13 protein-coding genes, 1 tRNA gene and 2 pseudogenes are annotated in these 24,458 nt (G+C 71.3%); 1 reads left to right on the top strand and 15 read right to left on the bottom strand.

The window, feature by feature from the left end:
- Nucleotides 1-241: 241 nt before the first annotated feature.
- From ACGF8A_RS03690 to bldG, 14 genes and pseudogenes are all read right to left on the bottom strand, one after another.
- Entirely contained in the window at nucleotides 242-1,687 is a 1,446-nt protein-coding gene (locus ACGF8A_RS03690) for an NF041680 family putative transposase (protein ID WP_393103824.1), read from the bottom strand.
- Between the two features lie 321 nt (nucleotides 1,688-2,008).
- Nucleotides 2,009-2,784 (bottom strand): annotated as a pseudogene (gene istB, locus ACGF8A_RS03685) (IS21-like element helper ATPase IstB).
- A complete protein-coding gene (gene istA / locus ACGF8A_RS03680) occupies nucleotides 2,781-4,202 on the bottom strand; it encodes an IS21 family transposase (protein ID WP_393103822.1) in 1,422 nt (473 codons plus the stop codon). Before istA ends, istB begins: the two are co-directional and overlap by 4 nt.
- A 352-nt stretch (nucleotides 4,203-4,554) precedes the next feature.
- A tRNA-Thr gene (locus ACGF8A_RS03675) sits at nucleotides 4,555-4,631 on the bottom strand.
- A 107-nt stretch (nucleotides 4,632-4,738) separates the two neighbouring features.
- A complete protein-coding gene (locus tag ACGF8A_RS03670; RefSeq protein WP_393103820.1) occupies nucleotides 4,739-6,343 on the bottom strand; it encodes an alpha/beta hydrolase in 1,605 nt (534 codons plus the stop codon).
- Between the two features lie 376 nt (nucleotides 6,344-6,719).
- Nucleotides 6,720-7,925, bottom strand: coding sequence for a DNA polymerase III subunit delta' (locus ACGF8A_RS03665; protein WP_393103818.1), 1,206 nt, complete (start codon nucleotides 7,923-7,925; stop codon nucleotides 6,720-6,722).
- Nucleotides 7,926-8,075: 150 nt separating this feature from the next.
- Nucleotides 8,076-11,315 (bottom strand): dTMP kinase, encoded by a 3,240-nt coding sequence (gene tmk / locus ACGF8A_RS03660; RefSeq protein WP_393103816.1) that lies wholly within the window; start codon nucleotides 11,313-11,315, stop codon nucleotides 8,076-8,078.
- A 233-nt stretch (nucleotides 11,316-11,548) separates the two neighbouring features.
- A complete protein-coding gene (topA, locus tag ACGF8A_RS03655; protein WP_393103814.1) occupies nucleotides 11,549-14,371 on the bottom strand; it encodes a type I DNA topoisomerase in 2,823 nt (940 codons plus the stop codon).
- 265 nt (nucleotides 14,372-14,636) lie between these two features.
- Nucleotides 14,637-14,834 carry a hypothetical protein gene (locus tag ACGF8A_RS03650; RefSeq protein WP_393103812.1) on the bottom strand — a complete coding sequence of 66 codons (198 nt, stop codon included), beginning with the start codon at nucleotides 14,832-14,834 and terminating at the stop codon, nucleotides 14,637-14,639.
- Between the two features lie 607 nt (nucleotides 14,835-15,441).
- Nucleotides 15,442-16,962: a methyltransferase gene (locus ACGF8A_RS03645; RefSeq protein ID WP_393103810.1), complete on the bottom strand. Its 1,521-nt coding sequence runs from the start codon at nucleotides 16,960-16,962 to the stop codon at nucleotides 15,442-15,444.
- Nucleotides 16,963-17,001: 39 nt separating this feature from the next.
- Nucleotides 17,002-17,592 carry a small secreted protein gene (locus ACGF8A_RS03640; RefSeq protein WP_393103808.1) on the bottom strand — a complete coding sequence of 197 codons (591 nt, stop codon included), beginning with the start codon at nucleotides 17,590-17,592 and terminating at the stop codon, nucleotides 17,002-17,004.
- A gap of 191 nt (nucleotides 17,593-17,783) precedes the next feature.
- Entirely contained in the window at nucleotides 17,784-20,195 is a 2,412-nt protein-coding gene (locus ACGF8A_RS03635; RefSeq protein WP_393103806.1) for a sodium-translocating pyrophosphatase, read from the bottom strand.
- 317 nt (nucleotides 20,196-20,512) lie between these two features.
- Nucleotides 20,513-20,953: an ATP-binding protein gene (locus ACGF8A_RS03630; protein WP_393103803.1), complete on the bottom strand. Its 441-nt coding sequence runs from the start codon at nucleotides 20,951-20,953 to the stop codon at nucleotides 20,513-20,515.
- Nucleotides 20,954-21,055: 102 nt separating this feature from the next.
- Nucleotides 21,056-21,397 (bottom strand): anti-sigma factor antagonist BldG, encoded by a 342-nt coding sequence (gene bldG, locus ACGF8A_RS03625; RefSeq protein ID WP_024885807.1) that lies wholly within the window; start codon nucleotides 21,395-21,397, stop codon nucleotides 21,056-21,058.
- A gap of 79 nt (nucleotides 21,398-21,476) precedes the next feature.
- Between bldG and ACGF8A_RS03620 the strand changes: the two genes are divergently transcribed.
- A complete protein-coding gene (locus tag ACGF8A_RS03620) occupies nucleotides 21,477-24,050 on the top strand; it encodes a DEAD/DEAH box helicase (protein ID WP_393103801.1) in 2,574 nt (857 codons plus the stop codon).
- 40 nt (nucleotides 24,051-24,090) lie between these two features.
- Here ACGF8A_RS03620 and ACGF8A_RS03615 read toward each other — a convergent pair.
- Nucleotides 24,091-24,441 (bottom strand): annotated as a pseudogene (locus ACGF8A_RS03615) (Rv3654c family TadE-like protein); the annotation flags it as partial.
- Between the last annotated feature and the right edge of the window lie 17 nt (nucleotides 24,442-24,458).

Below are 24,458 nucleotides of genomic sequence, written 5' to 3'. Positions count from 1 at the left end.
GCTTCCGCCTCGGCGAGTTCAGCAGCGATCCGCTCCGCCTGGAGGCGAAGTTCCTCCGCCCGTGTTCGGGCCGCCGCCTCTCGCTCCTCCAGAAACCCCAACATCGAAGGCACCGGTCAACTCCGCATCGTCGAGCCCGAACTGATCACCCGGACCCTCCCACCACGACACCGAGATCATGCCTGACCAGCGAAAACTCAACGCTCACGTCCGGAAAGACAACGGCTTCTTAGCTTGGCGTTTAACCTCGCTGGGCTTGGTGATCTTTGATCGATTCGGCGCGTTTGACGGTCTTGCCAACGTCGTGGCGCCTTGCTCGTTGCGTGTTTTTCGAGCCGGGAGGCCGTCCGGGGCCTGGTCGGGACGGTTTTGGCGCGCTTGCCGGGCGGGCTGCTGTCGCGCGGACGTTGCGAAACCCCCGGCGGACCCGGGCGGGGGTGAGACGGCGGGGTTCTGCGGGCCGTTCCCATGGCCGGCGGAGGTCCTCGGCGAGGGGCCGGGCAAGGCGGAGCTGGGTGTGGGCGGCGATGATCAGCCAGGTCCACAGGTCGGCCGTGTCGGGGTTCCTGACCTTCGGGGCGGTCCAGCCCAGGGTCTGTTTCATCAGCCGGAAGGTGTGCTCCAGGTCGAAGCGGCGGAGGAAGGACTGCCACCAGCGGTCCACGTCCGCCGGTACGGCGGCGGTGGCCGAGCACCACAGCCAGACCGGTTTCGGGTCACGGTCACCGGGCAGGCGCTCGACCTTCAGGCGGATCAACGTACCGTGCAAGACGGGGAGTTCTTCCTTGGCGTGGTCCAGCCAGGGGCCGCGGTGAGTGAGCCGGGGGTGCATCCGGTCCCAGGCCGTCGCGGTGGCCGTGCCGTAGCGGGCGGTGTCCGTGGCGGTCGTGACATCGGGCTCGTGCCAGCTGTCGGGCTTCTTGAACGTGAGGACGCCGCCATGCCGACGGGGACGCCCGCCCCGGGGACCCGACCGGGCGGGGCCGGGGTCGCGGAGCATGACCCGGTCCGAGCGCAGGCGCCCGACCAGCACGACGGGCAGGTCGGCGAGAGCGTGGGTCAGGTAGGCGACGTCGTAGCCGGAGTCCATCACGATCAGGATGTCCGGGTCGCCCGGTCTCCAGTGGCCTGCAGTCGCCAACCGCCTGACGACATCGTGGAGTTGGGCGGCCGTGACGGTGGTCGCGTCGTCGGCTGGGCCCAGCCGTACCGCGTCCAGGAGAGCGACCCAGGAGGTGCGGCCGGACTCCAGGGCCGCGACGAAGGAGTAGGGCCAGCCGGGCACCAGCTGGTCCGAACTGCGATCACCGCGCCCATAGACATGGCAGAAGAGCCGGTCGCTGCTGGTGGGAGCGTCGGGTCGCAGCCAGTGCGACACGTCCACGGCGAGCACGATCCGCCCGTCGGCCGCCTTTGGCAGCGGCAGGTCCGCCAGCGCGCGGCGCAACCGTGTCGGCTCCAGCCAGCCACGGTCCAGCGCCGCGTACAGCGCACCGTGCCCGCGCCGGTGCTCGACCGCCAAGGAGAGCTCGACCAGGGTTTTCACCGGCCCGTCCGCGCACAGCACCGCATCGGTGAGCTCGAAGAGCGCGTCCGCCCGCTTGTAGAGACACTCGTAGAACTCGACCCGAAAGCGGGACAACAGACCCAACGCCTCGATTCCGGGCACACCGACAGGCAGACTCATGGGCAGCGGCCGTTCTCTCGTGCTTCGTTACTCGACATCTCGAAGCGTGGAGAACGGCCGCCTCCGCTGTCCCATGAAGAACCGCAGGTCAGCAGGACGAGTGACCCGCGAGGTTAAACGCCAAGCTTAGTGAAGCAGCGCGTCGTCGCCCACGCCCCAGGAAAACCCGGCCGGCCGCGCGATTGTCTGAAGAGCACAACTCCCATGCGAAAACCGGGAGGCTGACCGAGGAGCCATCTGCACGACCTCTGCACGCCTGGCTGTCGGCGTACGAGGTCTGATGTTGTAGCGGGTACGGAATGATGTGTAGGTGATGGGTGGTCAGCTGGCGGTGGTGACTGCTCCGCCTTCGAGGACGGCGAGGCGGTCCTTGAGTCGGTAGCTGCGGCCGTTGATGGCCAGGAGTTCGCAGTGGTGCAGGAGCCTGTCGATGATCGCGGTGGCGAGGGCGTCGTCGCCGAACACCTGTCCCCATTCGCTGAAAGCCTTGTTCGATGTCAGCAAGGTGGAGCCCTTCTCGTACCGCTTCGAGAACAGTTGGAAGACCAGGTTCGCCTCGTCGCGCTCGAGCGGGAGGAAGCCGACCTCGTCCACCACGAGAACGGCGGGCCGCAGGTAGGTGCGCATCTTGGTGGTCAGGCGGCCGATGGCGTCGGCAGCCTTGAGCTGGCGGACCATGTCGTCCAGCGTGGTGAAGTAGGTCGAGTAGCCGGCCTTGCAGGCGGCGACCGCGAGGGAGACAGCCAGGTGTGTCTTGCCCACCCCGGGCGGACCCATCAAAACGACGTTGCTGTGCTGCTCGACGAAAGCCAACGCGGCGAGGTCCTTGACCTTCCGGGGGTCCAGGTCGGGCTGGTAGGAGAAGTCGTACTCGTCGATGGTCTTGTAGTGCGGCAGGCGGGACAGACGCAGGGCGGCTGCAGGCGGCGGTCCTCGCGCACGTCGATCTCGGCGTCCAGCACGTGGTCGAGGAAGTCGAGGTAGCCCATCTGGGCCTCATCGGCACGGGTGACGTGCTCGGCGAGAGCTTCGGCCAGGTGGGCAAGGCCCAGCTTGGCCGCGGTGGCGCGGATGCGGGCGGTGACCAGCTCGCTCAACTCGGCTCCTGTGCTTCCTGGATGGGGGCCGCCGGGGCGGCGGGGGCGGTGCGGGCGATCTGGTCGTAGAAGGACAGGGGCCGGGTGACGACCTGGATCTGGGCGGCACGGGCCCGCAGCAGCGAGGTCAGACCGCCCACCTCGTCGGGGCGGCGGCACGTCGGCGGGGCGGCGTTCAACTCCTCGCCGGTGGTGGTGGCACGGGTGTGGCCGTCGGGCAGCGCCTGCCAGTGGGCGGGGTCGACCACCCGCGCGCCGCGGCCGATCGCGCGCGGGTGCACCGCCAGCAGGGTGACGCCCGCCGCGTCGGGCACGGTCGCGTGCACGGCGACGGTCGCGGCGGTGGCGCGGACCTCGACGTACTGGCGGTGACGGACCCGCTGGGCGGGCACCGAGTACAAGTTGGCGTCGAAGGCCACCAGGCAGTCCTTGCCGACATGCCGCAAATAGCGGTCAGCGACCAGGTAGGGCTTGGCGGGCAGGGGCCGCAGGGCGGCATGGTCACGCTGTGCACGCACGCCGATGACCTCGCCGTGGGTGCGGTGGGTGACCGCGCGGCGCCCAGGCACCCAGGCCATGAACGCCCCGTCCAGGTCGTCCAGCGAGGAGAAGGAACGCCCGGCCAGCACGTGGTCGCGCACGATCAGCACCTGCCGCTCGACCCGGCCCTTTCCGGTGGGCCGGTAGGCCGCCAGCACGTCGATGTCGAAGTCGTAGTGCCCGGCAAAGGCCACCGCCTCCGGGTGCAGCGGCACGGCCTTGCCCGGCGCGACATGATGACGCACCACGGTCTTGGTGCGGTCGTAGACGATGCTGCCCGGAACCCCGCCGAAGTGGGCGAAGGCCCGGCGGTGGCACTCGAAGAACGCGGTGATGTCCTGGCTGGTGGTGAAGCAGCAGAACGGGTCGCGCGAGTACGACAGGGTCATGTGGAAGGAGTAGACCTTCTCGATACCCACGTGGGTGAGGATGCCGCCCTCGAAGCCCCAGTCGACCTGGGCCTGGGCGCCGGGGACCACCTCGAAGCGCCGGTGCAGCCGGGCCAGCTCGCTGGGCGCGATCCCCAACTCCTCGGCGATACGGGGGCGGGCCTGCTGTAGGTAGAGCTTGACGCGCTGATAGGTGTGGGGAAAGCCGTACTGGGTCACCAGCCGCTCGTGGATCACCGCGCCCTTGAGCAGGATCTCCGCCCGCAGCCACGCGTCGATCACATGCGCCCACGGCTTGATGACCTGCCGACCCAGGTCCGAGCGCGGAGCCGGCTTCGGCGGGACCGACGGACCCTCGGCCTCCAGGTACTTCTTGACGGTCCGCCAGTCCAGTCCGGTCTCCCGAGCGATCTCCGCATAGGTCGCACCCGCCTCGTGCAGTACACGGAAACGGCGCAGTTCCAACCAGCGCTCCGAGTCCAGCAGCACCCGCCACCTCCCAGCCGACAGCCAACACCGCCAGCATGGAGACGAACGACCCCACCAACCTCCGACACCCCGAGACCGACCTACACATCAGCCCGTACGGAGCACGACATCACAGCCCGTACGCCGACAGCCTGGCCACCAAATGGCCACCAGCCCGACCCGGACGGCGCCGGGAAATCGACAGCCATGAACAAATGCCGAGGTCGCAGCCCCGCGATCCGCAACCGACACTGGCCGTCAACTTCAGACCTACGCATTGCGATACACAGACCGCACGTGCCCGATCAGCCCAAATCCCAAGGTCAACGAAAACAAGAAACCCCAGGTCAGAGGCCTAACCTGGGGTTCACCATGGAGCCGCCTTCGGGATTCGAACCCGAGACCTACGCATTACGAGTGCGTTGCTCTGGCCATCTGAGCTAAGGCGGCGCGCCGTCCGCACCATGGTGCGATCAGCAACGTCGGTAAGTCTACACAGTTTCCCGGAGTGCTCCGCACCGGCCCCGGAGCGGGGAGCTCCGGGGCCGGGGACGGCTCTACGAGCAGCGCTTTCCGTCCGCGGGCGCGGTGCCGCGCAGGAGGTACTCGTTGATCGTACGGTCGATGCACGCGCTGCCGCGGCCGTACGCGGTGTGGCCGTCACCGTCGTAGGTGAGGAGGCGGCCGGAGGAGAGCTGGCTGGACAGGCCCCGGGCCCAGTGGTACGGCGTCGCAGGGTCGCGGGTCGTGCCGACCACGACGATCGGCGCCGCGCCCTTCGCCTCGATCCGGCGCGGCTCGCCCGTGGGCCCGACCGGCCAGTACGCGCAGTTCAGGGCGGCCCAGCCGAGGGATTCGCCGAAGACGGGAGACGCCTTCTCGAACGCGGGCAGCGACTTGCGGACGTCGTCCGGGGTGTCGAAGGAGGGCGGGAGGTCCAGGCAGTTCACGGCGGCGTTGGCATACATCAGGTTCGAGTAGCGGCCGTCGGCGTCCCGCTCGTAGTAGCCGTCGGACAGGACGAGCAGGCCCGCCCCGTCGTTCTCCTTCATCGCCGCCGTCAGCGCCTCGCGCAGCTGCGGCCAGGCCGCCTCGTCGTACATCGCCGCGATCACACCCGTCGTGGCCAGCGACTCGGTGAGGCGGCGGCCCGCCGCGTCACCCGCGGGCAGCGGGTTGGCGTCGACCCTGTCGAAGAACGCCTTGAGGTTCCGGCCGACCTGCGCCGGCTTCGCCCCGCGCCCCCCGAGCGAGCAGTCCTTGTGCCGTACGCAGTCCGTCGCGAAGGCCTTGAACGCCGTGTCGAACCCGGCCGTCTGGTCCAGGTTCAGCCGGCGGGCCGGCAGCGTCGGGTCCATCGCGCCGTCCAGCACCAGCCGCCCCACCCGCTTGGGGAAGAGCCCCGCGTATGTCGCACCGAGGAGCGTCCCGTACGACGCCCCCACGTACGTCAGCTTCTGATCCCCCAGCGCCGCCCGCACGATGTCCATGTCCCGGGCCGCCTCGACCGTGGAGACGTGCCGGAGCAATTCGGGCGCATCCGCGCCGCATCCCTCGGCGAAGCCCTGGTACGCCTTCACCAGCCCGTCGACCTCAGTCCGGTCGTCGGGCGTGACGTCCGTCTGCGTGTACACGTCCATCGCCGGCCCGTCGAGACATTCGACGGGCTCGCTGCGGGCGACTCCGCGCGGATCGACCGCGACCATGTCGTAGCGGGCGCGCACCTCCTGCGGGTAGCCGATCCCGGCGTACGTCTGGAGGTAGCCGACCGCCGAACCGCCCGGCCCGCCCGGGTTCACCAGCAGCGATCCCAGCCGCTTGCCCGGCCCCGTGGCCTTCTTCCGGGCCACCGCGAGCCGCACGTCGCCGGCGTCGGTCCTGGCGTAGTCGAGGGGCGCCCGCACCGTGGCGCACTCGAAGCCGGGGACACCGCAGGAATGCCAGCCTGGCTTCTGGCCGTAGTACCGCGCCAGGGCGGACGACGTAGTCTCGGGCAGCGCCGCGAGCGCCGCCTGGGCCGCCGGAGAGCTGGCGGAACTCGTCGAGCTTCCGGAGGAACAGGCGGATACGACGAGCGCCGCGAGGGCGAGGAACGTGGCTCCGGTGCGGGACCTGACGCTGAAGACGGTCCTGGACCTGCGGTGGGTACGCCTTGTGTGCATCACGCGAGCGTAACGCCGCGCGATCGCCCGGGTGCCCTGTGTGCGGCTTGTGCCTCGGACGAGTGCGCGCTGTCCCACGGATGTCCCACGGACGAGGGATGTCGTCAACGGAGGGGAGCGGGGGTGAGCTGGTCCAGCGTGGTGAGGCAGGCAGCGGGTCGCGGAGGGCAGCCGGTCGCGGGGGTTCCGCAGCCGTTCGCACCGGCGTGAGGCAGTCGTCCGCGATGGGTGAGGCAGTCGGTCCCGCGCGGTGGGTGAGGCGTCGTTCGCGGCGAGGGAATGAGTACCCCGCGGTGAGTGAGCAGGCGGTCATAGTCGTCCCCCGTGACCGGTCACGCGGCGCTGATGCTGTGGTGTGACCGCGTGCCGCGCCGGCTCAACCCGCTCTGAGCGCCATGGTCATCGCCTCCACGGCGAGCAACGGCGCCACGTTCCGGTCGAGCGCGTCCCGGCACTCGGCGATCGCCTCGATGCGGCGCAGGGTGGATTCGGGCGCGCTGCTCCGGGCGAGGCGCTCCAGTGCGTCCTCGGCGTCCGTGTTGGCGAGCGCGACGCGGGAGCCGAGCTGCAGGGCGAGGACATCGCGGTAGAAGGCCGTGAGGTCCGTGAGGGAGAGGTCGAGACTGTCGCGCTGCGTCCGGGTGCGCCGGCGTTTCTGCTTGTCCTCCAGGTCCTTGATCACGCCCGCCGTGCCCCGTGGCAACCGGCCTCCCTGAGCGGCGCCCAGGGCCGCCTTCAGCTCCTCGGTCTCCTTGACGTCGACCTCCTCGGCGAGCTGCTTGGCGTCCTCGGCGGCCGCGTCCACCAGCTCCTGGGCCGCCTTGAGGCACCCGCCGACGTCGTCGACGCGCAACGGCAGTTTCAGAACGGCGGCCCGGCGCTCTCGCGCCGCCGGGTCGGTGGCGAGGCGGCGTGCCCGGTCGACGTGCCCCTGGGTGGCGCGGGCAGCGGCGGCGGCCACGTCGGGCTCGACGCCCTCACGGCGTACGAGCATGTCCGCGACGGCGTCCACCGAGGGCGTGCTCAGGTTCAGGTGGCGGCAGCGGGAGCGGATGGTGGGCAGGACGTCCTCGATCGAGGGGGCGCACAGCAGCCAGACCGTACGGGGGGCGGGCTCCTCGACCGCCTTGAGGACGGCGTTGGCCGACTTCTCGTTCAGCCGCTCGGCGTCCTCGACGAGGATGATCTGCCAGCGGCCGTTCGCCGGTGAGGTGAACGACTTGCGGACCGTGTCCCGCATGGCCTCCACGAGAATCTGCGTGCCCACCGCGGCGACCGTGGAGACGTCGGCGTGCGTGCCGACCAGCGCCGTGTGGCACCCGTCGCAGAATCCGCACCCGGGGGCGCCGCCCAGCGCGCGGTCCGGGCTGACGCACTGCAACGCCGCCGCGAAGGCCCGCGCCGTCCGCGTCCGCCCGGCGCCGGGCGGTCCCGTGAACAACCACGCGTGCGTCATCCGGGACGCCTCGGGCGGCGGGGCGGCGGCCGCGGCGGCGGTGACCAGCGCGTCGGCGTCCCGGGCAGCGGCGGTGAGCTGCTCGCTCACCCTCTCCTGCCCGACGAGGTCGTCCCACACGCTCATGGGTCACGCCGCCCTTCCGTCACACTCCGCGGTACGCCCTCCATTGTGCGGGCGGCCACTGACAACGCCGGCCGGCCCGGCCTCGCAAGCGGGCGCCGCCCCTCCCTGGCACGTGAGCGTCGACTCTCCGGCCCGCGCCGCCGCCTTGCCTCAGCGCCCGCGGCCCCTGCCCCGCCGGTCGCGGTCGTCCTCGTACCCGTCCTCGTGCGGCCCGAGCAGCTCGTCCGCCAGCGAGGGCAGATCGTCCAGCGGGGTCTCCTCGGCCCAGTCCGGGCGCGGCCGCCGCTGCGGACTGCCGTCGGCGTCGACCTGCGGCAGCTCCCGCGTACGGTCCTCGGTCCCGTCCGGACCCGCTTCCGGCCGCTCGTCCCGGAAGAATCCCGGCGGCACCCGGTCGGAAGGATCCTCGCCCCGCACCGGTGGCAGCACGGCCGTCTCGTCCGCCGCGGCCGAAGGCCCTGCGGACGGCAGCACGGCCGTCTCATCCACCGCACCCGAGGGCTCTCCCGCCCCGCTCCGCTGCTCCACCGGCGGCAGCACGGCCGTCTCGTCCACCGCACCCGGCGTCACCCCCGGCTGCGGCAGCTCCGCGGTCACCTCGGCGTCGGGCCCACCGGCGCCGGGCCGGGCGTCCGGCTCCTGCGGCTCGGGCCGCACCGGGCGCAGCACCGCCGTGTCCTCGACGGGCCCGCCGGAAGCGTTGGTCGGCGTCACCACCGGCGTCGGCACGGTCACCGCGTCCGCCGGCGTCGCGGGAGCCGCCGGTCGGGGCCCCGCCGCTGCCGCCGACGCGGCCTGCTCGGCCGCCCGGCGTGCCTCCTCGGCCCGCAGCAGCGCCTCCTCGGCCTTGCGCTGCTTCTCCAGACGGCGCTCCTCGGCCTCGGCGCGCAGCCGGGCCTCCTCCTCGGCCTGCTGCCGGCGCCGGTCCTCCTCGGCCTTGCGGCGGGCTTCCTCCTCGGCCCGCGCCTGTTCCTCGGCGAGGAGCCGCTGCCGCTCCTCCTCGGCGCGGCGGCGCGCCTCCTCGGCCCGCTGCCGGGCCTCCTCCGCCTGCCGTTCGGCCTCGCGCCGCTGCGCCTCCTCCAGCTCGCGCCGCTTGCGCTCCTCCTCCTCGGCGCGCAGCCGGGCGAGCTGCTCCTGGCGCTCCCGCTCCAGGCGCTCCTCCTCGGCCTTGCGGGCGGCCTCCTCCTCGGCCTTGCGGCGGGCTTCCTCCTCGGCCTTGCGGCGCGCCTCCTCCCGGGCCTTCACCTCGGCCTCGGACAGCGGCAGCAGCTGGTCGAGCCGGTGCCGGATCACGGTGGTGACGGCCTCGGCCTCCTGCCCGGCGTCCACCACCAGATACCGCCCGGCGTCGGCCGCGGCCAGCGTGAGGAAACCGGACCGCACGCGCGCGTGGAACTCGGCCGGCTCCGACTCCAGCCGGTCCGGCGCCTCCGTGAACCGCTCGCGCGCGGCTTCCGGCGAGACGTCCAGCAGGACGGTCAGGTTCGGTACGAGGCCGTGGGTCGCCCAGCGGTTGATGCGGGCGATCTCGGTCGGGGACAGGTCGCGGCCCGCCCCCTGGTAGGCCACCGACGAGTCGATGTAGCGGTCGGAGATGACGACCGCGCCGCGCTCGAGCGCGGGCCGCACCACGGTGTCCACGTGCTCGGCACGGTCCGCCGCGTAGAGCAGCGCCTCGGCGCGATGCGAGAGACCGGCGCTGGAGACGTCGAGCAGGATCGACCGCAGCCGCTTGCCCACCGGCGTCGCCCCCGGCTCACGGGTCAGCACGACCTCGTGGCCCTTGGCCCTGATCCACTCGGCGAGGGCCTCGGCCTGGGTGGACTTGCCGGCACCGTCGCCGCCCTCCAGGGCGATGAAGAACCCGCTGGCGGCGGGCGTCGGCTCCGGGTCGTCGCCGCCGAGCAGCGCGTGGCGCACGTCCTGCCGCAGCGGCACCCCGGAGCGGTCGTCGAGCTTGGCCAGCACCAGCGCGGCCACCGGCAGCAGCAGCGCGCCGACCAGCATCAGCGTGAACGCGGCCCCGCCGTGCGCGAACACGAACTTGCCGTTCTCCAGCCGGTGCGGCCCGATCAGCGCCGCGACCAGGGGCGCGATCAGCACACCGAGCGCCACGAAGACCCGCACCACCGCGTGCAGGTGCTCGGTCGTGCGGGCCCGCCGGGAGTCCTCGGCCTCCTGGTCGAGCAGCGTGTGCCCGGTGTTGGCGGCCACACCCGCGCCGGCGCCGGCCAGCGCGACGATCAGCAGCACGGTGGCGACGTCCGGGACGAGCCCGGCGGCCAGCAGCGCGACGCCGGTGAAGGCGATCGCCAGCGCCAGCAGCCGGCGCCGCGAGAGCGACGCCATCACCTTCGGCGCCGTACGGATACCGACGGCGACGCCGCCGGTGAGCACGCACACCAGCAGCCCGTACGTCACCGGGCCGCCGCCCAGGTCCTTGGCATGCAGGACGGACACCGCCACGACAGCGGCGACCGCGCCGGCGACGGCCGCACAGGCGAGGACGAGCAGCGGCATGGCGCCCGTACGGCCCTTGCCGGCGCCGCCGGCCGTGCGCGGACGGCGCAGCCCCTCCAGCGGGGACCGCGCGCGCGGCGTGCGGGTGCCGGGCACCTCCAGGAAGGTCAGGACCGACAGGGACGCGGCGAACAGGCCCGCCGCGACGTACGAGGCGAGGGCCGCCTGGTGTTCGCCGAACCAGTCGATCCCGGCACCGAGCAGGTTGTTGAACAATCCGGCGAGGACCAGGGCGGCGGCCGCGAGGGGCACGGCCACGAAGGTCGTCCGCAGGGAGAGACGGCGCAGGGCGTCCATGTGGTCCGGCAGCGGTCGTACCGTCGCGCCCTCCGGCGGCGGCTCGGGCAGCAGCGCGGGCGCCGCGCTCTCGCGGCACACCGTCCAGAACCGCTCGGCGACGCCCGTGACGAACACGGTCACCAGCAACAGGGCGAGCGCGTCGTCAGGCGTCCAGTCGATCCACAGCGGCGCGACGATCAGCAGCGCGGCACGCAGCCCGTCCGCCCCGGCCATGGTCCAGCGGCGGTCGAGCGGGCCGTCCTGCGAGGTCAGGGAGGAGAGCGGACCGAGAAGTACGGCGCCGAAGAGCAGGGTCGCGAGAACGCGCACCCCGAAGACGGCCGCCACCGCGAACGCCACGCCCCGGTACCCGCCGCCGAACGACCCTTCGGCGATCGCCGCCTGGAGGGCGAGGAGGACCAGCACCAGGAGCGCGAGCACGTCGCCGACGCCGCTGACGAGCTGCGCGCTCCACAACCTCTTCAGCTGTGGGCGGCGCAGCAAGGCGCGCACGGCCCGCTCGCGGGAGTCCGCGACCAGTGCTTCGTCGGGGGCCGGGTGATGGGCCGTTGGCTGCTCGGCTCGCGTCATGCGTTCAGCCTATCGGGCCGCACCGACACTCCAGTGCGTCCGCCCGAACGTCCGCACGCCCCGGCAACGATGTGGTGCCGGGGCGTGCGTCGCGTGAACGTCATGCGAAGGGAGGGCCGTTGCCTACGGGTGCACCGACCCGCCCGGTGCACCGACCCGGCCGGAAAAGAGGACGGGAGACGGGAGACGGCTGGGAAAGGAGACGGGAGACGGCCGGAAAAGAGGCGCCCGCCTCAGTCCTCCGACGTGGTCTTGGAAGCGGTCGCCTTCTTCGCGGCCGTCTTCTTCGCGGTCGTCGTCTTCTTCGCCGCCGTGGCCTTCTTGGCCGCGGTCTTCTTCGTGGCTGTCGCCTTCTTCGCCGGGGCCTTCTTGGCGGGGGCCTTCTTCGCCGTCTTCTTGGCGGGCCCCTTCGCGCGCTTCTCGGCGAGCAGTTCGAAGCCGCGCTCCGGCGTGATCGTCTCGACGCTGTCGCCGGACCGCAGGGTCGCGTTGGTCTCGCCGTCGGTGACGTACGGGCCGAAGCGGCCGTCCTTGACGACCACCGGCTTGGCGCTGACCGGGTCCTCGCCCAGCTCCTTCAGCGGCGGCTTGGCCGCGGCGCGGCCCCGCTGCTTCGGCTGGGCGTAGATCGCCTGCGCCTCCTCCAGTGTGATCGTGAAGAGCTGGTCCTCGGACTGCAGCGACCGCGAGTCCGTCCCCTTCTTCAGGTACGGCCCGTAGCGCCCGTTCTGCGCGGTGATCTCGACACCCTCCGCGTCCGTGCCGACGACACGAGGCAGCGACATCAGCTTGAGGGCGTCCTCCAGCGTCACCGTGTCCAGCGACATCGTCTTGAACAGCGAGGCCGTCCGCGGCTTCACGGCGTTCTTGCCGGTCTTCGGCGTCCCCTCGGGCAGGACCTCGGTGACGTACGGACCGTAGCGGCCGTCCTTGGCGACGATCGTGTGGCCGGTCGACGGGTCCGTGCCCAGCTCGAAGTCGCCGCTCGGCTTGGCGAGCAGTTCCTCGGCGAGCTCGACGGACAGCTCGTCCGGAGCCAGGTCGGCCGGGATGTCGGCACGCTGGTGCTGCTCGGTGTCCTTCTCGCCGCGCTCGATGTACGGGCCGTAACGCCCGACGCGCAGCACGATGTCGCTGCCCACCGGGAACGACGACACCTCGCGCGCGTCGATCGCGCCCAGGTCGGTCACCAGCTCCTTGAGGCCGCCGAGGTGGTCCCCGTCGCCGTTGCCGGCGTCCGCGGCGACGCCCGCGCCGGTGCCCTCGCCGAAGTAGAACCGCTTCAGCCACGGCACTGCCTGCGCCTCACCGCGCGCGATGCGGTCGAGGTCGTCCTCCATCTTGGCGGTGAAGTCGTAGTCGACGAGCCGGCCGAAGTGCTTCTCCAGGAGGTTGACCACGGCGAAGCTCAGGAAGGAGGGGACGAGTGCCGTGCCCTTCTTGAACACATAGCCGCGGTCGAGGATCGTGCCGATGATCGACGCGTACGTCGACGGGCGGCCGATCTCGCGCTCCTCGAGCTCCTTGACCAGCGAGGCCTCGGTGTAGCGGGCCGGGGGCTTGGTGGCGTGGCCGTCGACCGTGATCTCCTCGGCGGACAGCGGGTCGCCCTCGCCGACCTGCGGCAGCCGGCGCTCGCGGTCGTCCAGCTCGGCGTTCGGGTCGTCGGCGCCCTCGACATAGGCCTTGAGGAAGCCGTGGAACGTGATCGTCTTGCCGGACGCGCTGAACTCGACGTCCCGGCCGTCGGCCGCGGTGCCGCCGATCTTCACCGTCACGCTGTTTCCGGTGGCGTCCTTCATCTGGGAGGCGACCGTCCGCTTCCAGATCAGCTCGTAGAGCTTGAACTGGTCGCCGGTCAGACCCGCCTCGGCGGGCGTGCGGAAACGATCACCCGAGGGCCGGATCGCCTCGTGCGCCTCCTGCGCGTTCTTGACCTTCCCGGCGTACGTCCTGGGCTGCGGCGGCAGGTAGTCGGCGCCGTACAGCTGCGTGACCTGGGCGCGGGCGGCGGCGACCGCCGTGTCGCTCAGCGTCGTCGAGTCCGTACGCATGTAGGTGATGTAGCCGTTCTCGTACAGCTTCTGCGCGACCTGCATCGTCGCCTTGGCGCCGAAGCCGAGCTTGCGGCTGGCCTCCTGCTGCAGCGTCGTCGTACGGAACGGCGCGTACGGCGAGCGGCGGTACGGCTTGGACTCGACCGACCGGACGGAGAACCGGGTGTCCTCCAGGGCGGCGGCGAGGGCGCGGGCGTTCGCCTCGTCGAGGTGGAGGGTGTTCGCGCTCTTGAGTTGTCCCAGGGAGTCGAAGTCGCGGCCCTGCGCGACCCGCCTGCCGTCGACGGTCTGCAGGCGGGCGACCAGCGACGACGGGTCCGACGGGTCTCCGGCGCGACCGGTCGCGAAGGTGCCTGTCAGGTCCCAGTACTCAGCCGAACGAAACGCGATGCGCTCGCGTTCCCGCTCGACCACGAGGCGGGTGGCGACCGACTGGACACGGCCCGCCGACAGCCGCGGCATGACCTTCTTCCAGAGCACCGGCGAGACCTCGTAGCCGTACAGGCGGTCGAGGATGCGGCGGGTCTCCTGGGCGTCGACGAGCTTCTGGTTGAGCTGGCGCGGATTGGCCACCGCGGCCTGGATCGCGGCCTTGGTGATCTCGTGGAAGACCATCCGCTTGACCGGGACCTTGGGCTTGAGCACTTCCTGGAGGTGCCAGGCGATCGCCTCGCCCTCGCGGTCCTCATCGGTGGCGAGGAAGAGCTCGTCGGAATCCTTCAGCAGGTCCTTGAGCTTTTTGACCTGCGCCTTCTTGTCGGCGTTGATCACATAGACGGGCTGGAAGTCGTGCTCGACATCCACGCCGAGCCGGCGGACCTCGCCGGTGTACTTCTCCGGCACCTCCGCCGCGCCGTTGGGGAGGTCGCGGATGTGCCCGACGCTCGCTTCGACGACGTAGCCGGGGCCGAGGTAGCCCTTGATCGTCTTCGCCTTGGCAGGCGACTCGACGATGACGAGTCGGCGGCCGCCCTGTGCGGTCTCGCTGGTCGGGGACAACTTCGCTCTTCTCTCCGGTCGACGCTGGGCCTCCCCAGGCCTTGCACTCCCGGGGTCAGGGCACCTTTCATGGCTCACTCGCTGGTGACGCTGCGGAGTGTGACGGTACATCCCGCCCCCGTGTCAAACGGGAAAAGCCCGCAACGGCCACTCGAACGGTAACCCGACTACCGCCATTCCTGCCGCCCGGCATGTCCGCCGAGACGACCGGTTCCATCCGGAGCGTGTCCTGCCGATTACCCCAGGTGGAACGCCATCCCGGTCGTCAGAGCCGGCTGAAGCACCACGCTCCGAGGGTCAGCGCGATCACCGCGGCGACGCTCGCGAGGGTCGCCGATGCGACGGGGTTCACACCGTGGGCGACCGGTTCACGACGGCGCACCCGAGTCGCCGTCCACACCAGCAGGCCGCCTCCGAACAGGGCGAACACCACTCCCGCGAAGATCGCCGGTCCACTCTCCATGGCTCCGCGTGCCCCCTTTTTCCCGTCGGCGGGTGTCCACTTACCCGGAGGTTGACACGCACGGGCTGCGTCCAGGCGAACCTGACGTGAACGGGGGGTCGACGGGGTTGTGCGTCCGCTTTCGGCCAGGGTCCGGATTCGTCCCGACAGGATCTTCGAAAGTTTTTTCAGCCGTTCTTGTCCACCGCTTCCGCAGGCACTCCCCAGCCATGATCGCGGTAGGGGACGCCTTGCGGTCCAGCCGGCACGCACAGCGCACGAGCCCCGCGCAGACGCTCCCGCCCCGGCACCTGCGCCCCCTGCGGTTCAACCGCCCTGGCGCCTGCGTCCCCGATAGTCAGCACGCGCCGGCGTCTGCGTCCACGGCAGATGGCCCGCCCCGGTGCCTGCGTCCACGGCAGATGGCCCGCCCGGCGTCTGCGTCCCCGCGAGTCGCGCCCGCCCCGGCGCACAAGCCCGCGTAATCACGCCCGCCCCGCCACGCGAGCCCCTCGCAAAGCCCCGCCGCCCCGCGCACCACCCCCACCACGATCGCGCCGGACTCACCTCACCCCGCCGACCGCAGAAACCCGGCTCCACCAGCAAGCGGATCCGCGCCGGACTCACCTCACCCCGCCGGCTCCAGAAACCCCTGCTCCACCAGCAACCGGATCTGCGCCGGCGTCCGGTCCCGCAGCAACACCGGGTCCTCGCCGACCAGTTGGGCGATGGCGTCCAGAATCCGCCCCGCGGTCAGCGAGCCGTCGCACACGCCGGCGAACCCGGCGCCCACCGTGTCCACCTTGGTGGCCCGCCGCATGCCGCGGTTCTGCCGCAGCACGACATGCTCCGGATCCTCCGCGCCGGGCAGCCCGACCTGCTCCTGCACCACCTCGGCGGCCAGCCGGAACCGCTCCTCCAGCAGGGCCGCGTCGTCCCGCGACCGCAGATAGTCGAGCCGTTCGAAGTGCGCGCGGACCGCCTCACCGAGCGGCTGTTCGACCGGATGCGGCCACTCCTCCACCGTGATCGAAGGCACCGCGGTCCCCCGCTTCCGCAGGGTGATCCACCCGAACCCCACCGCACGCACCTTGCGCGCCTCGAACTCGTCCAGCCAGGCGTCGTACCGCGCCTGGTACTCCGCCACGTCGCCCCGGTGGTCCCCCGCGTCGCGCAGCCACAGCTCGGCGTACTGCGTGACGTCCTGCACCTCCCGCTGCACGATCCAGGCGTCGCAGCCACCTGGCACCCAGGACTGCAGCCGCTCCTGCCAGTCCTCGCCCTCGACGTGCTGCCAGTTGGCCAGGAACTGCGCGAACCCGCCCTCGTTCAGCCGCTCCCCCGCCCGCTGAACGAGCGTGCGGCACAGATCGTCCCCGCCCATCCCACCGTCGCGGTACGTCAGCCGGGCACCGGGAGAGATCACGAAAGGCGGGTTCGACACGATCAGGTCGAACGTCGCGTCGTCCGCGAGCGGCTCGAAGAGGGAGCCCTCGTGCAGGTCCGCGGCGGGCGCGCCGGACAGGGCGAGGGTGAGCGCGGTGATGTGCAGCGCGCGCGGGTTGACGTCGGTGGCCGTCACGCGCGTGGCGTGCTGTGCGGCGTGCAGCGCCTGGATGCCGGACCCGGTGCCGAGATCGAGGGCCGCGGAGACGGGCGTACGGACCGTGATCCCGGCGAGCGTCGTCGACGCGCCCCCGACGCCCAGGACGACGCCCTCGTCCCGGCGCCCGATGCCACCGGCGCCGCCGACGGCGCAACCCAGGTCGGACACGATGAACCAGTCCTCGCCGTCCAGCCCGCCGTACGGCCGGACGTCCACGGTCGCCGCGACCTCGTCACCGCCGACCCGCGTCAGCCATCCGCTCTCCAGACACGCCTCGACGGGCAGAGACTCCGCCACGCGCGCGTGCGGCACGGGCTGCTGCAACAGGAACAGCCGTACGAGCACTTCCAGCGGTGTGTCCCCGCGCGTAGCCCGCAGCGCGGGGACGACCTCGCTGCGCGCCAGCGCCGCGTAGGCGGGGGCGCCGAGCAGTTCGAGCAGCCCGTCGGCGGTGAAGGCGGCGCCCAGGAGGGCGTCACGCAGCCGCGCGCTGACGTCGGGGCGGTCGGTGGCGGGCAGGGCGGAGAGGCTGGCGTTGCTCACGCCCTCCATTGTGACCGTGCGGCAGGGCCGCCGCGAACGTCAGCCCTGGGTGGCCGACGGCTCGGACGACGCGCTCTTGCAGGACTCCTGCTTGGCCATCGCCTGGCCGACCTCGCCCTCCTCCAGGGCCGTCAGCGCGTCGCTGCCGCTCTGGCTGAGCTTGTCCAGCTCGGTGGCGACGTCCTTGAGGCCGTCGGCGAACTTCGCCTGGTCCTTGGTGTCGAGGGCGTCGACCTGCTTCTTCAGGGAGGCGTAGGACGAGGAGATCGTGTTGAGCTCCTTGACGGCGTCCTGCTGCTTCTTGTCGCCGTTGTCGACTTCGGGCGCGCCGGCCTCGCTGACGGCCGCGCCGATCGCCTTGTAGGCGTCGGACATGTCCTGGAAGGCGGCCGCGTCGGTCTTCTGGACCTCTTCCGGCGTGCTGCTGTCCGAGGTCTCCTTCTGGATGGCGGAATTGGCGGCCGCGATCTTCTTGGCCTGCGGCTGCACCGCGTCACAGACCTGCTTGGCCCATGCGTCCAGCTTCTCGTCGCCGTCGTCGCTGGCGCATCCCGACAGCGCCAGCACCAGTACCGCACCGCCGGACAGCGCGGCCGCGAGCTTCTTGTTCACCGGTTCGGCCCCTTCCATGGCTCTCGGCCCCGGAACATACACGCCAAGCGCACAGCAAACGCATGACCGAGGTCCGATATTCACCTTATTGCAGCCATTTACACCAAGGGAGAGAAGGCTCACGGCGCGGGCGGGCACGACGGAGCGGGCGGGTGACGCGCCAATGCGCGCCACCCGCCCGCTCCTTGGGCCGAGCCGGGTGCGACGAGCTACGAAACCACCGCCGGGTCAGCCGACTTGGCGGTCGGTTCCGGGTCGTCGTCGCCCATGGCGATGCCGCGCCGCTTGGAGACGAACACCGCTGCGACGATCACGGCCAGGGAGAGTACGGCGATCAGGATCCGTATGCCGAGGCTCGCGTCGTCGCCGTAGCTGAACTTGATCACCGCGGGCGCGATGAGCAGCGCCACCAGGTTCATCACCTTCAGCAGCGGGTTGATCGCCGGTCCGGCGGTGTCCTTGAAGGGGTCACCGACCGTGTCGCCGATCACCGTCGCGGAGTGGGCCTCGCTGCCCTTGCCGCCGTGGTGACCGTCCTCCACCAGCTTCTTGGCGTTGTCCCAGGCGCCTCCGGAGTTGGCGAGGAACACCGCCATCAGGGTGCCGGCCCCGATCGCGCCCGCCAGATAGGCACCGAGTGCGCCGACGCCGAGCGTGAACCCGATGAAGATCGGCGCCATCACCGCGAGCAGACCTGGTGTGGCCAGTTCCCGCAGCGCGTCCCTCGTACAGATGTCGACGACTTTCCCGTACTCCGGTTTCTCGGTGTAGTCCATGATCCCCGGCCGCTCGCGGAACTGCCGCCGCACCTCGAACACCACCGAACCCGCCGACCGTGAGACCGCGTTGATCGCCAGACCGGAGAAGAGGAAGACGACCGCCGCGCCCGCGATGAGGCCTACGAGGTTGTTGGGCTGCGAGATGTCCATCGCCAGGGTCATCGGCGAGCCCTCACCACTGAGCTTCTCGCCGACGTCCTGTGCGCCGGTGGTGATCGCGTCACGGTACGACCCGAAGAGCGCCGCCGCGGCAAGCACGGCGGTGGCGATGGCGATGCCCTTGGTGATGGCCTTGGTGGTGTTGCCGACGGCGTCCAGGTTGGTGAGCACCTGCGCGCCCGCGCCCTCGACGTCGCCGGACATCTCGGCGATGCCCTGCGCGTTGTCGGAGACCGGCCCGAAGGTGTCCATGGCGACGATCACACCGACCGTGGTGAGCAGACCGGTGCCGGCCAGCGCGACCGCGAACAGCGCCAGCATGATCGACGTACCGCCGAGCAGGAAGGCCCCGTAGACGCCGAGACCGATCAACAGGGCGGTGTAGACGGCCGACTCGAGGCCGACGGAGATACCGGCGAGGACGACGGTGGCCGGGCCGGTGAGCGAGGTCTTGCCGATGTCCCGCACGGGGCGCCGGTTGGTCTCGGTGAAGTAGCCGGTGAGCTGCTGGATCACGGCGGCGAGCAGGATGCCGATGGCCACCGCGACGAGCGCGAGGATCCGCGGGTCGCCGTCCTTCGCCAGGATCGCCGCATCGGTGACGCCGTCAAGATCGGCGTACGAGGACGGCAGGTAGACGAAGACGGCGACGGCCACCAGGGCGAGCGAGATCACCGCGGAGATGAAGAACCCCCGGTTGATCGCGCTCATCCCACTGCGGTCGGCACGCCGCGGGGCCACGGCGAAGATGCCGATCATCGCGGTGACCACGCCGATCGCGGGCACCAGCAGCGGGAACGCCAGTCCGAAGTCGCCGAAGGCGGCCGTGCCCAGGATCAGCGCGGCGACCAGGGTCACGGCGTACGACTCGAACAGGTCGGCCGCCATGCCCGCGCAGTCGCCGACGTTGTCGCCCACGTTGTCGGCGATGGTCGCGGCATTGCGCGGATCGTCCTCCGGAATGCCCTGCTCGACCTTGCCGACCAGGTCGGCGCCGACGTCGGCGGCCTTGGTGAAGATGCCGCCGCCCACCCTCATGAACATCGCGATGAGGGCGGCCCCGAGGCCGAAGCCCTCCAGCACCTTCGGCGCGTCGGCCGTGTAGACCAGCACCACGCAGGAAGCGCCCAGCAGACCGAGGCCCACCGTGAACATGCCGACGACGCCGCCCGTGCGGAAAGCGATCTTCATGGCTTTGTGCGAGACGAGAGTGAGATCCTTTTCCGGCTCACCCTCTGCCGGAGTCGCTTCACGGGCGGCCGCGGCGACCCGGACATTGCTGCGCACGGCGAGCCACATGCCGATATAGCCGGTGGCCGCCGAGAACGCCGCACCGATCAAGAAGAACACCGATCGTCCGGCGCGCTGATTCCAGTCGTCCGCGGGCAGCAACATGAGCAGGAAGAACACGACGACGGCGAATACGCCGAGCGTCCGCAACTGCCGGGCCAGATAGGCGTTGGCGCCTTCCTGCACGGCCGCCGCGATCTCCTTCATGCTGTCGGTGCCCTCGCCTGCCGCGAGCACCTGGCGCAGCAGCACGCCGGCGACGAGCAGAGCGGCCAGGGCGACGGCCGCGATGACCATCACCATGACGCGGTTGCCGTCGGTCAGCACTGCGGCTGCGAAGGTTGTGGAGTGGTCCAGATGGTCCAACCGATGAGGGGTAGAAAGCCCCGCCATTCGTCCTCCTTGACGCTTGGGCTGAGCTCAAGATGTGGACGGATTGTAGGGAGCCGGTCCTGATCAAAACAGGGCGCGGCAAGCGGAATTGGTCGTCCCGTGCTTCACCGCAAATGATCGCAGGAAGCCTACGAACCCGAAAGTGGTAATGCCCCAGAAGTGTGGGGGCTTGATCGAATTGCGGCGCCGTTGATCAGTCAATTGATCACCCACTGATCGTGAATTCCTTCACGTATCCCGGGCCGCTTCACGCGTAAAACAACGAGGGCCCTGCTCAGCAGGGCCCTCGCAGTGCTTACTCCGATGGAGTGACGACGTCAGGGGAGCACCGCGGTCGGCGGCGGCGTGGTCGGCCAGGTCATACGGATCAGGCCACCGTGCTCCCCGGCGGTCACCTCGACGTCGTCGACGAGACCGCTGATCACCGCGAGGCCCATCTCGTCCTCCTCGGCCTCCACCTCGGGGTCGTCGGCGGCTGAGCCGGACGTCCGGACCCCGGTCGGCGCGTGCGGTGCCTCGTCGCCGACCTCGATGGAGAACTGTTTCTCCTCCTCGATCAGCGCCACCTTCACCGGCGCCGTGATCCCGCTGAGCTGGTGCAGCCCCACGGCACGGGAGCAGGCCTCGCCGACGGCGAGCCGCACCTCGTCGAGGACGGCCTCGTCCACCCCGGCCCTGCGTGCCACCGCCGCCGCCACCAGCCGGGCGGTCCTGACGTGCTCGGGCAGCGCGCTGAAGCGGAGTTCGACGGTGGCCATGCATCCCCCTCGGAGCTACGGGCGTGCTCGGGGTCCGGGCCGCCGAAAGCCCGGACCCCCTGTGCGAATCTGCCGGCCCGGTCCCATGGCCCGGGCCGGTGATCAGTCGGTGGCCGCCACCGCTTCCTCGACCGAGGTGTGAATCGGGAACACCTTGGTGAGGCCGGTGATGCGGAAGATCTTCAGAATGCGCTCCTGGTTGCAGACCAGGCGCAGTGAGCCCTCATGGGCACGCACCCGCTTCAGGCCGCCGACCAGCACGCCGAGCCCGGTGGAGTCGAGGAAGTCCACGCCCTCCATGTCGACGACGAGGTGGAAACTGCCGTCGTTCACCAGCTCGACCAGCTGCTCGCGCAGCTTGGGCGCGGTATATACGTCGATTTCGCCACCGACCCTGACGATCGTGCGATCGCCGATGGTCTCGGTCGACAGGGACAGGTCCACGGATCCTCCAGCACCTTGCTATCGAGCGGTCGTCCTTGGGACATCTCGGCAGAGCCCCCTGGACGGTTCGCCAGCCGCGATGGCATTCAATCACTTACCGGCAGGCGTGCACGACGCCTTGGTCCCATTGTCCGTCAAGCCGGTGACACACTCGGTGCCGATGGCCAAGAATCACCGATCCGATCGATCCCCGACGGACACCGCGTCCCGCCCCGCCCCGAGCACGGTCCTGGACCGGCTCGCCTCGGGACCGAACAGGGCTTCGCGCATCACTCATACGGAGCACTTGCCCCCGCGTGCGGGTCGGCATGCAGTCTGGCCGGACCGGATCCGATCCGAGGTGATCGCCGCGGTACGGGCCGCGGGCATCGAACACCCCTGGGCCCACCAGGCGCGGGCCGCCGAACACGCGCTGGACGGCCAGTCGGTGGTCGTCGCCACCGGCACCGCGTCCGGCAAGTCCCTGGCGTACCTGGTCCCGGTCCTCTCCACGCTCCTGGACGGCGCCGAGGCCCCCAACGGCCGTGGTGCCACCGCCCTCTACCTGGCCCCCACCAAGGCCCTGGCGGCGGATCAGTGCCGGGCCGTGAAAGAACTTTCACATCCGCTGGGCCAATCGGTGCGGCCGGCCGTCTACGACGGCGACACCCCGTTCGAGGAACGCGAGTGGATCCGCCAGTACGCGACGTACGTCCTGACCAACCCCGACATGCTGCACCGGGGCATACTGCCGTCCCACCCCCGCTGGGCCTCCTTCCTGAAGTCGCTGAAGTACGTCGTCATCGACGAGTGCCACACCTATCGCGGTGTCTTCGGCTCGCACGTCGCCCAGGTACTGCGCCGACTGCGCCGCCTCTGCGCCCGCTACGGCTCCTCCCCGGTCTTCCTGCTGGCCTCCGCGACCGCCGCCGAGCCGGCCGTCGCCGCCCGCCGCCTCACCGGCCTCCCGGTCGTGGAGGTCGCCGACGACGCCTCCCCGCGCGGGGAACTGGTCTTCGCCCTCTGGGAGCCGCCGCTGACCGAACTCCAGGGCGAGAAGGGCGCACCCGTCCGCCGTACGGCCACGGCCGAGACCGCCGACCTCCTCACCGACCTCACCCTCCAGAACGTCCGCACCGTCGCCTTCGTGCGCTCCCGGCGCGGCGCCGAGCTGATCTCGGTCATCACCCAGGAGCGGCTCGCGGAGATCGACCGCTCCCTGCCCCGGCGCGTCGCGGCGTACCGGGGCGGCTACCTCCCCGAGGAGCGCCGCGCCCTGGAGCGTGCCCTGCACTCCGGCGAACTCCTCGCCCTCGCCGCCACCACCGCCCTGGAACTGGGCGTCGACGTCTCCGGCCTGGATGCCGTCGTCATCGCCGGCTACCCGGGGACGCGCGCCTCCCTGTGGCAGCAGGCGGGCCGGGCCGGCCGCTCGGGGCAGGGCGCGCTGGCCGTGCTGGTGGCCCGTGACGACCCGCTGGACACCTTCCTGGTCCACCATCCGGAAGCCCTGTTCGACCAGCCCGTGGAGTCGACCGTCCTCGATCCCGACAACCCGTACGTCCTCGCGCCCCACCTCTGCGCCGCCGCCGAGGAGCTTCCCCTGGTCGAGGAGGACCTGGAGCTGTTCGGCCCGGCCGGCGCGGAGCTGCTCCCGCAGCTGGAGGCCGCGAAACTGCTCCGCCGGCGCACGAAGGCCTGGCACTGGACCCGCCGGGAGCGGGCCGCCGATCTGGCCGACATCCGGGGTGAGGGCGGCCGGCCGGTCCAGGTCGTCGAGGCAGGCACCGGCCGTCTGCTGGGCACGGTCGACGCGGGCGCAGCGCACACGACCGTCCACGAGGGCGCGGTCCACCTCCATCAGGGCCGCACGTACCTCGTGCGCTCCCTCGACCTGGACGACGCGGTCGCCCTGGTCGAGGAGGCCGACCCGCCGTACTCCACGGTCGCCCGCGACACCACGACGATCTCCGTCCTGGAGACGGACGTCGAGGTGCCGTGGGGACACGGCCGCCTCTGCTACGGCTCCGTCGAGGTGACCAACCAGGTCGTCTCCTTCCTGCGCCGCCGCCTCATCACCGGCGAGGTACTCGGCGAGAGCAAGCTCGACCTTCCGCCCCGAACGCTCCGCACGCGCGCGGTGTGGTGGACGGTCACCGAGGACCAGCTCGACGAGGCCCGCATCAGCCCGGAGATCCTCGGCGGCGCCCTGCACGCCGCCGAGCACGCGTCGATCGGGATGCTGCCCCTCTTCGCGACCTGCGACCGCTGGGACATCGGTGGCGTGTCGGTCCCGCTCCACCCCGACACGCTCCTGCCGACGGTCTTCGTCTACGACGGCCACCCGGGCGGCGCGGGCTTCGCGGAGCGCGCCTTCCACACCGCGAGGGCCTGGCTCTCCGCCACACGCGAGGCCATCGCCTCCTGCGAGTGCGACAGCGGCTGTCCGTCGTGCATCCAGTCCCCCAAGTGCGGCAACGGCAACGATCCGCTGCACAAGCGGGGGGCCGTGCGTCTTCTCACGGTGCTGTTGCGGGGGGCGCCGGAGGAGAAGCAGGCGGATGCGGCTGGGGAAGCGGCGGGAGCCCAAGGGGCTCCGGCGGGAGCCCAGCCGGCACCGGAGCCCCCCGAGAAGCCGTCGTCACCGCCTCCGCAGGGCCCGCCCGCGCCCTGACCTCCACGGCGAACGGCCCCCTCCCCGACGCCGCCGTCACGTCCGAGATCTCGCCCACCAGCGCGCACCGCACCAGCCGCGTGCCCTGGTCACGGGCCACCCGTTCCGCCCGGGCGCAGGCCGCCGCGGAGCCCTGCGCCCAGTGGTCCGCCGCCGCGAGAGCGGCGAGGTCCGCGCCGCCCGCCGCGCGGTGCCGGGTCACGGCGGCCTGCCCCAGGGCGAGCAGGACGCCGAACACGACACACAGGACGGCGATCACACCGACGCTCCAGACGGTGGCGGACCCCCGGTCCCCGTCACCACCCCTCGGCCCGCCTCCGCCCCTGACGGACCCGCTTCCGCCCCCGATGGGCCCGCGTCCGACTTTCCTGGAGCCGCCGCCGTCTCCCATGTACGCGCGCCCGCTTC

Source organism: Streptomyces sp. NPDC047706 (assembly GCF_043204795.1).
Lineage (GTDB): Bacteria > Actinomycetota > Actinomycetes > Streptomycetales > Streptomycetaceae > Streptomyces.
The sequence above is the reverse complement of the archived record's forward strand: the minus strand, read 5'-3'. Positions and strand labels throughout refer to the sequence as shown.